Raw genomic sequence first — 13,740 nt, 5'->3', positions numbered from 1 at the left:
ATAGATGAGTGTGACTTCGCCCCATACCGCATTTTCCCCCGCGGCCATCCCTTCGACCGCCGCGGCGGCCACGGTCCGCGACCCCCGGCTGGATTTCTTCCGGGGGATGGCGATGTTCATAATCCTGGTGGCGCATACGCCGGGAAATGCCTGGACGCTCTGGATTCCGGCCCGATGGGGGTTTTCGGACGCGACGGAAATCTTCGTGTTCTGTTCGGGCATGGCCTCGGCCATCGCCTTCGGGCGCACGTTCGATCGGGCGGGTTGGGGTTTCGGCACCGCGCGAGTCGGGTTTCGGGTGTGGCAGATCTATTGGGCGCACATCTGCATGTTCCTCGCCATCGCCACGATCCTTGCGGCGATCGACGCGACCGGCTGGCACCCCGACCGCGAATACATCGGCAGCCTGAACCTGACCCGGTTCTTTGCCGATCCCGCGCCGCAGCTGATCGGTCTGATGACGCTGACCTATGTGCCGAATTATTTCGACATCCTGCCCATGTATATGGTCGTGCTGATCATGATGCCGGTGGTGATGGGTGTTGCACGGGTGTCGTTCCCGTTGCTGGCCGTGCTGTCGGTGACGGTCTGGTTCTTTGCCCAGGACAATCTGTTGGGGCTGATCGGTCTGGAACATTTGCACTTGTCCCTTCCCGCCGAGCCCTGGTCGGAACGGCAGTGGTATTTCAACCCCTTCGGCTGGCAATTGCTGTTCTTCACGGGGTTTGCCTTCATGCGCGGCTGGATTCCCGCGCCGCCGGTCAAACCCTGGCTCATGGGGCTGGCGATTGCGGTCCTGATCGTCAGCGCCGTCCTGTCCAGCGTCGGCTTCCGGCTTTTTGAGACGGACCTGCTCAAGGGCGTCTATACCGCTATGACCGGCTGCACCGAGACGGGGTTCGGCAACTGCAACCCGGTGTTCGACTGGCGTCAGGACAACAAGGATTGGTACGATAAATCCGACCACGCGATCCTGCATTACCTGCATTTCCTGTCGCTGGCCTATGTCGCCTGGGCCGCTGCGGGTCAGGGCGGCCATCGCCTGATCGCCGCCGGACAAGGGGCCTTGGCCCGTCTGTGGGACGAAGTCGTGACCATCGTCATGAAGGTCGGCCAGCAGAGCCTCGCCGTCTTCGTCTTCTCGATGGTTCTTGCGCGGGTGAACGGCTATGTTCTGGACGAGATCGGGCGCAATGCCCTGACCTGGACCCTCATCAACCTGACCGGCTTTGGCCTTCTGATCGCCTGCGCGTACGGGGCAGGGTGGTTCAAATCCCAACCTTGGAAGGTCAAACGATGAAGCGCCGCGCATTTCTGGCCCTGGGCACCTCGGCGCTGGCCCTGATGGCGGCGCCCGTGCGGGCGGCCATGCCCCGGTTCCTGTCGTCCGAGCCTTTCACCGCCGACACCGTCCGCGTCCTGGCGCAGCAACTGGCCCTGTCGGAGTTCCGGCCTCGCCCCGAGGTGCCCGCCGCCTGGCGCGATCTGACCTATGACGAATACCGCAAGATCTGGTTCAACGTGCAGAATGCGATCTGGGCGGAAGACCCCTTCCTCTTCGAGATGGACCTGTTCCATCCCGGCCTCTACTTCCCCCGCGCGGTCGAAATCGACGTGGTTCAGGCCGATACGGCGCATCGCCTGGCCTTCGACATGGACCTCTTCGACAGCACCGACGATGCTCCTGTCCTCGCCGTGGACGAGACGATGGGCTATTCGGGCCTGCGGTTCCGGCATCTCTTCGAGGGGGAGTTCAACCACCGCGAATTCGCCGTGTTCCAGGGGGCAAGCTATTTCCGCGCCATCGGGGCGGCGCAGGCTTATGGCTTGTCCGCACGGGGCCTCGCCCTCAAGACTGGCGATCCGGAAGGCGAGGAATTCCCCGACTTCACCCGCTTCTGGGTCGAGGAGCCGACGCCGGGCGATCCGGTCATCATCATGCACGCCCTGCTCGACAGCCCGTCCGTCGCCGGGGCCTACCGGTTCGAGATCACGCCGGGCGAGGCCTGCGAGATGCGCGTCGAATGCAGCCTTTATCCCCGGGTTCCACTGGACCACGCGGGGATCGGACCGCTGACGTCGATGTTCCTCTACGATCAGACGAACCGTCACCGGTTCCAGGATTTCCGCCCTGCCATCCACGACAGCGACGGTCTGCTGATCTGGAACGGCGCTGGCGAGATGCTGTGGCGCCCCCTGGCTAATCCGGTCGAATTGCAGGTGTCGAGCTTCGTCGACGACAGCCCGCGCGGCTTTGGCCTGATGCAGCGCGCCCGCCGCCTGTCCGACTTTGCCGATCTCGAGGCGCATTACCACGAGCGCCCGAGCCTCTGGATCGAGCCCGAGGGCGATTGGGGCCCGGGGGTCGTCCGACTGGTCGAAATCCCGTCGGACGAGGAAATCTACGACAACATCGTCGCTTATTGGCGGCCCCGCGATCCGTTGGCGCCGGGGCAGGAGCACCGCTTTGCCTACCGGATGACCTGGGGCGACGAGGCGGGCCGGGCCGCGCCGCCGCGCCGCAAGGACGTGGCCCGCGTGCTCAACACCCACATGGGTCTGAACTTCCGTCGGGATGCCATTCTGGCCGCCATCGACTTTGCCCCGCATCCTTCGTTCGACGTCCCGCCCGTCTATGGCGCGCTCGAGGGGTTCACCCTTTTCGTGAACGCAAGCCGCGCTGAGACGAGCACCGGCGTGTTTCAGCCGAACCCTGAAACCGGAGGGGCCCGGTTGGCGTTCACCTTCGACCCCGGTGACGCGGAGTCCACGGAACTGCGCGCCCAGGTCTTCAAGGATGGCACGCCCGTGACCGAAGTCTGGCTCTACAGGTGGACCCGCTCATGACCGCGCCGCGCATTACCGGCTCCATGCCGCCGCCCGCTCCGCTGGCGCATCCGCGTCAGGATCTGTCGCGGCGGTTCCGGGATGATGCCGCGCCGATCCTGACGGCGGACCCGTCGGCAGCGCGCTGGCGGATGGGAACCTTTCTCCCTGCGATGATCGGGACGGGGCTGCTCCTTTGGGGGTTCCTGTCGTGGTTCGCGACCGACGGGACAAGCTGGGCCGAAGGTCTTCTGGCGATCCTGATCGGCGTCGGCTTCTTCTGGATTGCGCTGACTTTCGTCACGATGCTCGCCGGGGCCTGGGCCCTGGCACGCCGCCCCGCGATCGAAACGGGACCGGTCACGCCGCTGGACGTGGCGCTGCTGATCCCGGTCTACGAGGAGGCGCCCTGGGACGTCTTCGGCAATGCCGCCGCCATGCTGGAGCGGCTGGCCGCCGAGCCGGGCGCGCATCGCTATTCGCTCTATATCCTGTCGGACACCCGCAATCCCGACCGTGCCGCGCAGGAAGAGGCGGCCTTCGACGCCATCCGCGCGCGCCTGCCGCAGGCTGCCGTCTGGTATCGTCGGCGAGCCGAGAACACCGACCGCAAGGTCGGCAACCTGGCCCAATGGGTTGCGGGGTGGGGCGGCGGCCATGACGCGATGCTGGTGCTCGACGCCGACAGCCTGATGAGCGCGCGGGCCATCCGCGCCCTTTGCGATGCCATGGGGCGAGACTCCGGCGCGGGCCTGATCCAGTCGCTGCCGCAGCTGATCGGTGCGCGCACCTTGTTCGCCCGCAGCCAGCAGTTCGCGAATGCCATCTATGGCGTGGCGCTCGCCGAAGGCCTTGCACGCTGGACGGGTCGCGAGGGCAACTATTGGGGCCACAACGCGATCATCCGCATCCGGGCCTTCGCCACCTCGGCCGGTCTGCCCCATATCCGCGACCTTCGCGGGCGCGACAACCTGATTCTGAGCCACGATTTCGTCGAGGCGGGCCTTTTGCGCCGCGCCGGCTGGTCCGTCCGCTTCCTGCCCCGTCTGCGCGGCTCTTTCGAGGAAACGCCGCCCACGCTGATCGACCACGTTCTACGGGATCGTCGGTGGTGCAAGGGCAACCTGCAACATCTCGGTTTGTTGCGGACCCGCGGGTTCCATGCGCTCAGCCGGTTTCACCTCTTCCATGGCGCGGTCGGCTATCTTCTGTCGCCGCTCTGGTTCCTGCTTCTGGCCCTCTGGGCGGTCATCGGGGTGAGCGAGGAGAAATCGGTCATCAACTATTTCTCGCCCACCAATCCGACGATGCCCAACTGGCCCGAGATGTCGCCCGTGAACCATATCTGGCTGATGGGCACGATGTATGCGCTGCTGCTGGCGCCAAAACTGATCGGGGCGCTGGCGCTGATCGTGTCCGGCACGCCGCTGTCGCATGTGGGCGGCGGTTTGCGCTTTGTCGGCTCGCTGATTTTCGAGATCGTGGTTTCCATCGCCTATGCGCCCATCCTGATGGTGCAGCAGACGCTGGCCGTCGGGTCGGCCCTGACCGGGCGCGCCTTCGACTGGACCCCGCAATCGCGCGAAGGCGGGGCGCAATCCTGGCTGACGCTGCTGCGCTTCCATGCCTTCGAGACGGTTCTGGGGCTGCTGTTGCTGATCGGGATGGTGACGGGGTTCATTTCGCTCTGGCTCATGCCGATCATGGCCAGCCTTCTGCTGGCGGTCCCGCTGTCGCGTCTGTCGGCGGTGCCCATGCCCGGCACGCTCGCCACCCCGCAGGAGGTTCGTCCGCCGCTCGTGGCGATCCGCGCCGCGCAATGGCGGGCCGAGATCAAGGCCAGCCTGACGGTCAAGCCGGCAGAGTGACAGTCAGCTTTCGGGCAGTCCCTCGAACCAGTCGACCATCATGTCGGCCCATCCCGCAGGCATCCCGTGCCCACCCGGAAACAGCGCCAATTCCAGCGCCGATCCGTCCGCACAGGTCCAGTAGCGGCGCATGAAATCGTCCGTCGTGCGATGGCCGGAGGGGGCCGGGCTGGTGCAGCCGTTCGCCGCGCGCCAGAGGCCAAGCCCCTCGAAGATGTCGCCTTGCAACCAGGCCCCGTTGCGCAGCGGCCGCCCCTCCAGCGGGACGGTGCCGTCTGTCCAGCCGTGGGTGTGCAAAAGCCGGACGGGTCCTGCGCAGTTCTCGGGGTGCGGCCGCCAGAACCCGCCTGCCACCGGCGCGTAGGCGGCGAAGGCTTCGGGCGTATCGCAGGCCAGATAGTTGACCATGAAGGCGCCCGCCGAAAACCCGGCCAGCGCGACCCGGTCCGGATCGACATCGTAGCGGGTGGCGGCATCTGCCACGACGGCGGCAAAGAACGCGGGTTCGTCGCGCGCCTTGTCGCGCTGGATGGCGGGCAGGAACGACCAGATGCCGCCGCTCCGCCCCGGCCGCCAGGGCAGACCGTCGGGCGCGATCACCGCATAGCCCCGATCCGTCAGCGCCTTGATCGTTCCGGTCATCCCCAGAACGCCGCGCCCCGTACCGCCCGCGCCATGCAGGAACAGCACGGCGGGCAGGTCGCCTTCAGGCGTCGCGGGCAAGGCCACGTGATAGGTGCCGCTGTCGATGGAGCAGGGCGCGGCGTCGCGGTCGCACACCTGCGCCTGAGCCGCCGATGCGAGGCTTAGCAGGACAGCAGCGATGCCAGCCTTCAAGGTTGCACCACCGGCAGCCCGCGTTCCAGCCAGCCGGGCCCGGCGGCGGACCCGAGCATCCCCTCGGGCACGTCGATGATGCGCGTGAAGCCCGCGTCGGCCAGCCGGGCGCTCGTCCGGTCGGAGCGCACGCCGCGCGCGCAGATCAAGGCGACGGGCCGATCCAGGTCGCCCCCGGTCAGCACGGCCAGCGCTTCGGCGAAGTCGTCGCGTCGCATGTCGAGCGGTTGCGCTCCTTCCGCGATCCCGGTGCCCGTCCACTCGTCAGGCCGCCGAATGTCGATCAGCATGACCTCGCCCGCCTGAACCGCGGCCAGAACTTCGGGCGGGGTCATTTCAGCCCCCTCGAACCGGTCGCGGCGGGCAAAGCCCACACCGGCGGCACCAACCGCCAACAGGCCGCAGCCGCCCAGAATCAGCATGCGGCGGTTTGGGCGCGGGGCGGCTGCGGGGGCGTCGGTCATGGGCACTCCTGTTTGGTTCGCCATACCCGCTTCGCTTCGCGTGCCCAAGTCACGAAAGGGTGACGGTGTTAATCCGATGTTCAGGAATGCGCCGGATGATGAGGGTCAGGGCGTGCGGCTTGCCGGACTGGATACAGCGCTTGGAACATTCATGGGGAGATATGATGCCTGTCGATTTTGCTCAGACATCTGAAAACGCCGCCCTGCATGCGATGCGAAATCTGGGTTTGTGTCGGGGGCGCCAAAGCGAGATCGGTCAGGGCATGCGCGCTGTCAGCGCCGATCCCGACCTGACACTTGTCGCGACGCTCGGCTCTTGCGTGGCGATCTTCCTGCATGACCCGCAGCTGAATTGCGGGGGCATGAATCACATCTTCCAATGCGTCGATCCCGGCCCCCTGGGCGGTGCTTCGGTCGTGGCCGAGGTGGAGGCATTGGTGAACGAAATGGTCCACCTGGGATCGTCGCGTCGCAACATGCAGTGCCGGATCGCCGGCGGCGCGCGCACCCTTGGCCGCGGGCGCGACCACGGGGGCGATATCGCGCGCGTCTGTCTGGAGTATCTGGCCGCTGAAGGCTTGACCCTGCTGGAGCAGGACCTGGGCGGAACGCGACCCCGCCGGATTGCCTTCAAGCCCGTCCAGGGCCTTCTGACGATCAGCTATCCAGGCTCCTCCCTGGTGGTGGAAGAGGCACCGGCAGCGGCCCAGACAAACGGCGCGGAGCTGTTCTGACGGTCGGGCCAAGGCCGGAAAACGCGGCCTGCTGAGATCACGGGCGCGAGGCGCCGACATTGCCTGCTTTGCGAGCACTTGCAGTCTGTGACCGTGGCGGCAGTGGGCTTCCCATGGAAGCGGTCCGGGCCGTGTCGCACAAGCGCCGAATGAACGACCGCCTGTCCATCGTCATCGTCGAGGCCGACCGCGACCGCGCGCTGGCTCTGGTCGATGCATTGCGCGCGGCGGGCGATCACGACATCCACGTCATCGGCGATACCTCCGGCCTCGCCCGTCGCATCGCCGACCGCAATCCGGACGTTGTGTTGATCGATGTGGCCAATCCGTCGCGCGACACGTTGGAAGAACTGACGCTCGCCTCGGCGCCGCTCGACCGGCCCGTCGCCATCTTTGCCGGCGGCAGCGATATGGCCCTGACCAAGGCCGCGATCGAGGCCGGGGTGTCGGCCTATGTCGTGGACGAGTTGCGCCCCGAACGGGTCGCCCCGGTCCTGGTGGCCGCAATCGCACGGTTCAACCTGTTCCGGCGCCTGCGGGATGAACTGTCCGAAACCCGTCGCGCGCTCGAGGAACGCAAGGTCATCGACCGCGCGAAGGGTCTGTTGATGAAGGCGCGGGGCCTCGACGAGGATGCGGCCTATGCCCTGTTGCGCAAGACCGCGATGGACAAGGGCCGCAAGGTCAGCGACGTGGCGCAGGCCCTGGTCACGGCGGCGGATCTGTTGTCATGACGCGGGTCCGGCTCCGCGTGGCCTGGGTGCCGTTGGTCGACGCCGCCCCCCTGATCGTGGCGCGCGAAATCGGTTTCGCCGCAGAAGAGGGGCTGACGCTTGACCTTATGCGCGCGCCATCCTGGTCATCGGCCCGCGATATGCTCACCTTCGGCGCGGTCGAGGCGGCGCATATGTTGTCGCCCGTGCCCGTGGCCATGTCGCTCGGCCTTGGCGGGACGGCGGGGCAGGTCATCGCTCCCATGATCCTGTCCGTGAACGGCACTTCCATCGGTGTGAGCGAGGCGCTTGCAAGGCGTATGCCCCCCGAAGCGTTCGGCTTCGACGATGCGACGGTTGCAGGACGGGCCCTGATCGCCGCCGCCCAAGGCCCTTTGCGTGTCGGCGTGCCGTTCCCGTTTTCGATGCATGCGGAGTTGTTATTCTTCTGGCTGACAACGCTTGGTCTGCCCGCTCCCGAGGCGCTCTCTGTCCGGTCCATCCCGCCGCCCTTGATGGCCGAGGCGCTGGCCGCCGGAGAGATCGACGCCTTCTGCGTGGGCGAACCCTGGGGCACGCTTGCGGTCGAACGCGGGGCAGGTCGGCTTCTCTTGCCGTCCCGCGCAATCTGGAGTTTCGCGCCCGAAAAGGTTCTGGCCCTGCGCCGTGACTGGGTCGAGAGCGAGCCGGATCTGACGGGGCGGCTGATGCGGGCGCTCTGGCGGGCCGGACGCTGGCTGGCCCAGCCCGAAGCCCATGTCGCGGCGGCGGAATTGCTGGGGCGGCCGGAATGGCTGGACTTGCCTGCCGAATGGATCGACCGCGCCTTGACCGGGCACATGATGATCTCGCCCCAGGGAGACAGTCGCAGGGTCGATGGTTTCGTGCAGTTCCACGACGGGGCCGCGACCTTCCCCTGGCGGTCACAAGCGGCCTGGATCGGGGCCCGCATGGCGGGGCGTCTGGGGCTGGAGCGGTCTGCGGCCGTCAAGACGGCTCAGGACGTGTTCCGTAGCGATCTCTACCGCCGCCATCTGGGGCCTGCGGGCGCCTTGCTGCCCGGGGCGTCGTCCAAGGTCGAGGGGGCCATCCGGTCCGGCACGGCCGTTCCGTCGGAAGGCGGACGCCTGCTGCTGGCGGAAAATCGGTTCTTTGATGGGCGCGTTTTTGATCCTGATGCTGAAAATTGATCGAAAATTGGGCGAAGACCGAAATTCTGGTGCTGCATCGCAGCGACGGACTTGCGATTCTGGTTCTGATGCGGGATTGTGGGATGAGCAGACAACGGGGTCTGCGTGCTGTCCCGAGACTGGGACGCCACTTCCGGGCAAGGCCGCTCGAACCGCTTCGCATCTCCTTTTGATCGCGCAGCTGTTTGACGGCCTTTTTTCGTTTTTCCCCGTTCCACCAAAGATCTGGAACGGATGACTTCTGGGGACAGATAGATGCGCAATTTCCTGACTTGTGTGGGGCTCATGGCCCTGAGCACGGCACCCGCGATGGCCGAGATCCTGGATCTCGAAAAGGACGAACTGACCTTTGGTTTCATCAAGCTGACCGACATGGCCCCGCTCGCCGTGGCCTATGAGCAGGGGTATTTCCTCGACGAGGGGCTGTTCGTGACGCTCGAGGCGCAGGCGAACTGGAAGGTTCTTCTGGACGGGGTGATCGACGGGCAGCTGGACGGGGCACATATGCTTGCCGGTCAACCACTTGCCGCGACGATCGGCTATGGTACCGAGGCGCATATCATCACGCCCTTCTCGATGGATCTGAACGGCAACGGCATCACGGTGTCGAACGAAATCTGGGAGGCGATGCGCCCCCATGTGCCCAGCATGGACGATGGACGGCCACAACATCCGATCAGTGCCGCGTCCCTGGCGCCGGTTGTCGAGGCCTATCGGGCCGAGGGAAAACCCTTCAACATGGGCATGGTTTTCCCGGTCTCGACCCACAACTACGAGATTCGCTATTGGCTGGCCGCCGGCGGGCTCGAGCCGGGATACTATTCGCCCGAGAACGTGACCGGGCAGATCGGAGCGGACGTCCTGTTGTCGGTGACGCCGCCGCCGCAGATGCCCGCCACGATGGAGGCCGGAACAATCTATGGCTATGCCGTGGGCGAGCCCTGGAACCAGCAGGCGGTGGCCAAGGGGATCGGCGTGCCCGTCATCACCGACTATCAGCTCTGGAAGAACAACCCCGAGAAAGTCTTTGGAATCACGGCGGAATTCGCCGAGGAAAACCCGAATACCACGCTGGCGTTGACCAAGGCGCTGATCCGTGCGGCGATCTGGCTGGACGAGAACGACAACGCCAATCGCGAAGAGGCGGTCGATATCCTGAGCCGTCCGGAATACGTCGGCGCAGACCGCGACGTGATTGCCGCGTCGATGACCGGCACCTTCGAGTTCGAGGCAGGGGATGTCAGGGAAATCCCGGATTTCAATGTATTTTTCCGCTACAACGCGACCTATCCGTTCTATTCGGACGCGGTCTGGTATTTGACGCAGATGCGCCGTTGGGGCCAGATCGCCGAGCCGCAGACCGACGCCTGGTACGACGAGATGGCGCGCAAGGTCTATCGCCCCGACATCTACCTGGAGGCGGCGCGCCTTCTGGTCGACGAGGGCTTGGCCTCTGAGGCGGATTTCCCATGGGATAGCGACGGTTACAAGGCGCCGACACCTGCCGGGGACATTATCGACGGCATCGCTTACGACGGCCGCGCGCCCAATGCCTACATCGACAGCCTGCCCATCGGCCTGAAGGGCGAGCAGCGGGTCGTCGGGACCGAAATCCAGGGGTGATCGACCCCCGGCCCGCGATGCTGCATCCGCAGCAATTCGGGCCGGGAGAGGAGGGTGACATGTGTACACCCCCTGTACACCCCCCGTACACCGCCGCGCCGCAGCAATTCGCCTTCGCCCGAAAAACGGGCAGCGACCGGGCGGCGACAGGACAGATGATCGAAGGGAACGCGACGTGACCGCAATCGACCCGAATGCCTTGACCGACACGGCCCGGCGCGACCGCTGGCTGACACGAATTCAGGGTGCCGACAAATGGCTGACGGTTCTGGGCCTCGGCTGGGCCACGCCATTGGCCAAGGCGGCCCTGGGGGAAAGTCCCCGGTCCAATCTTGGCGATGTGTGGCGCCTGTTGGGGGTGCCGCTTCTGGCCATCGCGGCGTTCCTAGTCCTCTGGGGGACGCTCGCGCCGCAGGTGCAGACCTCGCTCGGCGCGGTGCCCGGGCCGACTGCCGTCTGGACCGAAGCTGTGAACCTGCATCAGGACGCCGTGGCCAAGGCGGCAAAGGAAGCGCAGTTCCTGGACCGGCTGGAGCAGCGCAACGCCCGCCTGATCGAAGCGGGGCGCGGCGACGAGGTGCGCGCCATCGCCTATACCGGCGCGCCCAGTTACTATGACCAGATCGGCACCTCAATCTTTACCGTGTTCTTCGGCTTCCTGATCGCCACCGCGCTGGCCGTGCCTCTGGGCATTCTGGCCGGCTTGTCGCCGACGGCAAACGCAGCGTTGAACCCGATCATCCAGATCTTCAAGCCGGTCAGCCCGCTGGCCTGGCTGCCCATCGTCACGATGATCGTCTCGGCGGTCTATGCGACCAATGACGGTCTCTTTGCAAAGTCGTTCCTGACCTCGGCGATCACGGTGACGCTCTGCTCGCTCTGGCCGACGCTCATCAACACGGCGCTCGGGGTGGCCAGTATCGACAAGGACCTGATCAGCGTGTCGAAGGTTCTGAAGATGGGGACATGGGCCAAGATCACTAAGCTGGTCCTGCCCTCGGCGCTGCCGCTGATCTTCACGGGTCTGCGCCTGTCGCTCGGTGTCGGCTGGATGGTCCTGATCGCCGCCGAGATGCTGGCGCAGAACCCGGGTCTGGGCAAATTCGTCTGGGACGAGTTCCAGAACGGGTCGTCGCAGAGCCTGGCCAAGATCATGGTGGCGGTCTTCACCATCGGGATCATCGGCTTCCTGCTGGACCGGTTGATGTACGCCATCCAGGCCGCCTTCACCTTCACCAATCATCGTTGAGGGGGACGTCATGGGCATCCTGACATTGAGCGGCGTCAGCAAGGGGTTCGGCGCGGGCACCGACCGGGTCGAGGTTCTGGACGATGTGACGCTTGACGTGGCCGACGGGGAATTCCTGGCAATCCTGGGGTTTTCGGGCACGGGCAAGACCACGCTGGTCAACCTGTTGGCCGGGCTGGAGATGCCCGACACCGGCACGGCGACCTTTCGCGGTGCGCCGATCACCGGGCCGGGGCCCGAACGGGGGCTGGTGTTCCAGTCCTATTCGCTGATGCCCTGGCTGACGGTGCAGGGAAACGTGCGGCTGGCCGTGGATGCGGTGGCAGGCGATCTGCCCCGGGCCGAGCGGGATGCGCGGGCGACGAAATACATCCGGATGGTGGGGTTGGGCCATGCCACGACGCGGCGTCCGGCGGAATTGTCGGGCGGTATGCGGCAGCGGGTATCGGTGGCCCGTGCGCTTGCCATGAACCCCGAGGTGCTGTTGCTGGATGAGCCGCTGAGCGCGCTGGATGCGTTGACCCGGGCGAACCTGGCAGATGAAATCGTGGGGATCTGGGAGGCGGATCGCAAGACCTGCGTCCTGGTGACCAATGACGTGGACGAAGCGATCCTCATGGCGGACCGGATCGTCACGCTGACCCCCGAAGGTCGGCTGGGAACGGAGTTCCGCGTGACCCTGCCACGGCCCCGCGACCGGGGTGCGATGAACAGCGACGAGACGTTCAAGGCGCTGCGGTCAGAGGTCACCAAGTACCTGATGGACATCGGGATCGAGGCGCGGATCGAGGGGACGCGGACGCTGCCGAATGTGACGCCGATCCACGGCGTGCCCGCGGCCGTCGCCCAGGCGCAGGAAGGCCTGATCGACACCCGGTTCCTGGATTTCAGCCAGCTGCACAAGGTCTATCCGACGCCCAAGGGGCCGCTGACCGTGGTCGAGGATTTCGACCTGAAGATCGACCGGGGTGAGTTCATCTCGCTGATCGGGCATTCGGGCTGCGGCAAGTCGACGGTGCTGACCATGGCCGCCGGGCTGAACGCAATCTCGAAGGGCGCGATCAAGCTGGACGGCCGACACGTGGAGGGGGCGGACCCCGAGCGGGCCGTGGTGTTCCAGTCGCCCAATCTCTTTCCCTGGCTGACGGCCAAGGAGAACGTGTCGATCGGCGTCGACAAGGTCTATCCCCGTGCCTCGCGCGCGGAACGGCAGGATGTGGTGGAATACTATCTGGAACGCGTGGGGCTGGCCGATGCGATGGACAAGCAGGCGGCGGATCTGTCGAACGGGATGAAGCAGCGGGTCGGGATCGCACGGGCCTTCGCGCTGTCGCCCAAGCTCCTTCTGCTGGATGAGCCGTTCGGGATGCTGGATTCGCTCACCCGGTGGGAGTTGCAGGAAGTCCTGATGGAAGTCTGGTCGCGCACCAAGGTGACCGCGATCTGCGTGACGCACGACGTGGACGAGGCGGTTCTGCTGGCCGACCGGGTGGTGATGATGACCAACGGCCCACAGGCGACCATCGGCAAGATCACGGAGGTCAAACTGCCGCGCCCGCGCACGCGCAAGGCCCTGCTGGAGCATCCGGACTACTATAACTATCGCCAGGAAATCCTTGATTTCCTTGAAGAGTACGAGCACGGCGCGCGGCCCCGCGCCAAACGCCCGGCAATGGCGGCGGAGTGAGACATGACCCATCTGTTAGGAATTGTGAAACCTTTCGCCTTTAGGGATCGGACCGAGCGCGGTTTGGCCGGAGGATATGGTGGACGGACTTGTCACGAACACGCAGGCCCGGCTGTTGTCGCGGTCGCTGCGTCGGATCTCCGAGAATGGCGCGCCGCTGGCCAGATCATTCTATGCGGAGTTGTTTTCGGCGCATCCCGAAGTGCGTCCGATGTTCCATTCGGACCTGAGCACCCAATACGCCAAGTTCGAGGATATGCTGGTTGTTCTGGTGGCCGATGTGCTCAACCCCGGCGTGATCCTGAGACCGTTGCAGGATCTGGCGAAACGCCACGTGGAATACGGCGTCACGCGCGAAATGTACCCGATCGTGGGCGATATCATGATGCGCACCCTGCGCACGCTGGATGCCGCACCCCTGACCGGGGACGAGTTGGAGGCCTGGGATGTCCTGCTGGGTCGGGTCAACGCGTTTCTGATGGACGAAACCCTCAATCACACCGCCTGACGGTCGGCGCCCCCGCGCCCCTGCCTCTGGCGGGAAAGGCG

General features: G+C 65.7%; 12 protein-coding genes. 10 read left to right on the top strand and 2 right to left on the bottom strand.

Features of this window, described 5'->3' with window-relative positions:
* The first annotated feature begins 4 nt into the window (after positions 1-4).
* The 3 genes from BM002_RS02355 to mdoH are packed head-to-tail and all read left to right on the top strand — an operon-like array spanning position 5 to position 4,694.
* The gene (locus BM002_RS02355) at positions 5-1,300 is read left to right on the top strand and encodes an OpgC family protein (protein ID WP_092776924.1); all 1,296 of its coding nucleotides are present in this window, start codon (positions 5-7) and stop codon (positions 1,298-1,300) included.
* The gene (locus tag BM002_RS02350; RefSeq protein ID WP_092776922.1) at positions 1,297-2,847 is read left to right on the top strand and encodes an OpgD/OpgG family glucan biosynthesis protein; all 1,551 of its coding nucleotides are present in this window, start codon (positions 1,297-1,299) and stop codon (positions 2,845-2,847) included. The genes BM002_RS02355 and BM002_RS02350 overlap by 4 nt, the downstream gene beginning before the upstream one ends.
* Positions 2,844-4,694 (top strand): glucans biosynthesis glucosyltransferase MdoH, encoded by a 1,851-nt coding sequence (gene mdoH, locus BM002_RS02345; protein ID WP_092778665.1) that lies wholly within the window; start codon positions 2,844-2,846, stop codon positions 4,692-4,694. The genes BM002_RS02350 and mdoH overlap by 4 nt, the downstream gene beginning before the upstream one ends.
* Positions 4,695-4,697: 3 nt before the next feature.
* Here mdoH and BM002_RS02340 read toward each other — a convergent pair whose 3' ends face one another.
* On the bottom strand, positions 4,698-5,531 hold the full coding sequence (locus tag BM002_RS02340) for a CE1 family esterase (protein ID WP_092776920.1): 834 nt from the start codon (positions 5,529-5,531) through the stop codon (positions 4,698-4,700).
* Positions 5,528-5,995 carry a rhodanese-like domain-containing protein gene (locus BM002_RS02335; RefSeq protein ID WP_092776918.1) on the bottom strand — a complete coding sequence of 156 codons (468 nt, stop codon included), beginning with the start codon at positions 5,993-5,995 and terminating at the stop codon, positions 5,528-5,530. The genes BM002_RS02340 and BM002_RS02335 overlap by 4 nt, the downstream gene beginning before the upstream one ends.
* Before the next feature lie 263 nt (positions 5,996-6,258).
* On the opposite strand from BM002_RS02335, the gene BM002_RS02330 reads away from it, so the two are divergent.
* From BM002_RS02330 to BM002_RS02300, 7 genes are all read left to right on the top strand, one after another.
* Positions 6,259-6,729, top strand: a complete 471-nt coding sequence (locus BM002_RS02330; protein ID WP_175484780.1) for a chemotaxis protein CheD — start codon at positions 6,259-6,261, stop codon at positions 6,727-6,729.
* A 149-nt stretch (positions 6,730-6,878) separates the two neighbouring features.
* Positions 6,879-7,463 (top strand): ANTAR domain-containing response regulator, encoded by a 585-nt coding sequence (locus tag BM002_RS02325; protein WP_092778663.1) that lies wholly within the window; start codon positions 6,879-6,881, stop codon positions 7,461-7,463.
* Entirely contained in the window at positions 7,460-8,632 is a 1,173-nt protein-coding gene (locus tag BM002_RS02320) for a CmpA/NrtA family ABC transporter substrate-binding protein (protein WP_092776914.1), read from the top strand. The genes BM002_RS02325 and BM002_RS02320 overlap by 4 nt, the downstream gene beginning before the upstream one ends.
* 285 nt (positions 8,633-8,917) lie before the next feature.
* Positions 8,918-10,255, top strand: a complete 1,338-nt coding sequence (locus tag BM002_RS02315; protein WP_425431829.1) for a CmpA/NrtA family ABC transporter substrate-binding protein — start codon at positions 8,918-8,920, stop codon at positions 10,253-10,255.
* 175 nt (positions 10,256-10,430) lie between these two features.
* On the top strand, positions 10,431-11,504 hold the full coding sequence (locus BM002_RS02310) for an ABC transporter permease (RefSeq protein ID WP_092776910.1): 1,074 nt from the start codon (positions 10,431-10,433) through the stop codon (positions 11,502-11,504).
* Between the two features lie 10 nt (positions 11,505-11,514).
* Positions 11,515-13,191 (top strand): ABC transporter ATP-binding protein, encoded by a 1,677-nt coding sequence (locus BM002_RS02305; RefSeq protein WP_092776908.1) that lies wholly within the window; start codon positions 11,515-11,517, stop codon positions 13,189-13,191.
* A 79-nt stretch (positions 13,192-13,270) separates the two neighbouring features.
* Positions 13,271-13,699 (top strand): globin domain-containing protein, encoded by a 429-nt coding sequence (locus BM002_RS02300; RefSeq protein ID WP_175484779.1) that lies wholly within the window; start codon positions 13,271-13,273, stop codon positions 13,697-13,699.
* The last annotated feature ends 41 nt before the right edge of the window (positions 13,700-13,740 follow it).

This window comes from Jannaschia pohangensis, from assembly GCF_900113875.1.
GTDB classification, from domain to species: Bacteria; Pseudomonadota; Alphaproteobacteria; order Rhodobacterales; family Rhodobacteraceae; genus Jannaschia; species Jannaschia pohangensis.
The sequence above is the reverse complement of the archived record's forward strand: the minus strand, read 5'-3'. Positions and strand labels throughout refer to the sequence as shown.